Here is a 1128-nt window from a genome sequence, read left to right as displayed (position 1 = left end):
CCCTGCAGCGCCAGAGCGCGCCCGGCAGCGCTAGTGCGCGTCGTGCACGGCGCGACTGTCCTTCGGCGCCTGCTCGCGATCATTCATGCTGTAGTCCCTGACGACGCAGGCGATGCGCAGATGATAATCGGCAAAGATCTGCGCCCTGCCCTTGGCCTGGGTGCGGCGGTGCTCCATCGTGTTGCGCCAGGCCTGGACCGCCGCCTCGTCCCGCCAGAACGACACCGACAGGATCTTGCCCTTCTCGGTCAGGCTCTCGAAACGCTCGACCGAGATGAAGCCGTCGATGGTTTGCAGCAGCGGCTTCAGATCGGCTGCGAGGTCGAAATAATCCTGACGATGTTCCGGCTTGGGCCAGACCTCGAAGATCACGGCGATCATGGGCATCTCCTGCTGCTATTGCGCCTACAATACCCCTTATAAGACCACTTGGCGCAGGAAGGTGCGCTCTTCGGCGAGGATGAATTTGTGTTCCTCGGCGAAATGGAAATTGGCCATGCCTTCGGCGTCCTGCCGCAACCGGGCCCGATAGGCTTCATAGGCGGCGAGACTCTCGAAGGTAATCAGCGCCGACGCAATGTTGTTGGTGCCCTCGTGCGGCATGAAATAGCCGATCAGATCCCCACCGCATTTCGGGATGATGGTGAGCCAGCGCTTTGAATATTCCTCGAACTGCGCGCGCTTGAAGGGGTCGAGCTGGTAGCGGATGAAGACGGTGACGGACATGGTGGGCTCCTGGTTTTGCGAAGTCTCGCAGGGTGGGCAAAGCGAAGCGTGCCCACGTATGTCGGCAACGACGAATGGTGGGCACGTCGCTCCGCTCCTTTGCCCACCCTACGGGCATCCTCGCGAACGACGGTGTGGCAACACGCTACGCTCTTGCCCGACCGCAATGCTTCGGCTATCATCGAAGCATGAAATCAGGACCTGACATCGCCCTGGTCGCTTCGCTGGTCGGCGACCCCGCCCGCGCCAACATGCTCACTGCGCTGATGAACGGACGCGCGCTGACTGCGAGCGAGCTGGCGCAGGAGGCCGGCATCACGCCGCAGACGGCGAGCTCGCATCTGGCCAAGCTCGAGGCCGGCGGGCTGGTCGAGCCGGAGAAGCAGGGCCGCCACCGCTACT

The 1128-nt window shown here is 62.9% G+C and carries 3 protein-coding genes; 1 reads left to right on the top strand and 2 read right to left on the bottom strand.

The annotated features are described in order from the left end of the window. Positions 1-30: 30 nt before the first annotated feature. Both MOV75_RS39145 and MOV75_RS39140 read right to left on the bottom strand, forming a co-directional pair. Complete coding sequence (locus MOV75_RS39145; RefSeq protein WP_246932838.1) at positions 31-381, bottom strand: antibiotic biosynthesis monooxygenase; 351 nt, start codon at positions 379-381, stop codon at positions 31-33. 36 nt (positions 382-417) lie between these two features. Then, positions 418-726: an NIPSNAP family protein gene (locus MOV75_RS39140; protein WP_246932840.1), complete on the bottom strand. Its 309-nt coding sequence runs from the start codon at positions 724-726 to the stop codon at positions 418-420. Between the two features lie 188 nt (positions 727-914). Between MOV75_RS39140 and MOV75_RS39135 the strand changes: the two genes are divergently transcribed. Next, positions 915-1128: helix-turn-helix transcriptional regulator (locus MOV75_RS39135; RefSeq protein ID WP_247008189.1), on the top strand; the 214-nt coding region annotated here is incomplete at its 3' end.

Origin of the sequence: Bradyrhizobium sp. PRIMUS42 (assembly GCF_023006515.1) — a bacterium.
In the GTDB taxonomy this organism is placed as follows: Bacteria; Pseudomonadota; Alphaproteobacteria; order Rhizobiales; family Xanthobacteraceae; genus Bradyrhizobium.
The sequence above is the reverse complement of the archived record's forward strand: the minus strand, read 5'-3'. Positions and strand labels throughout refer to the sequence as shown.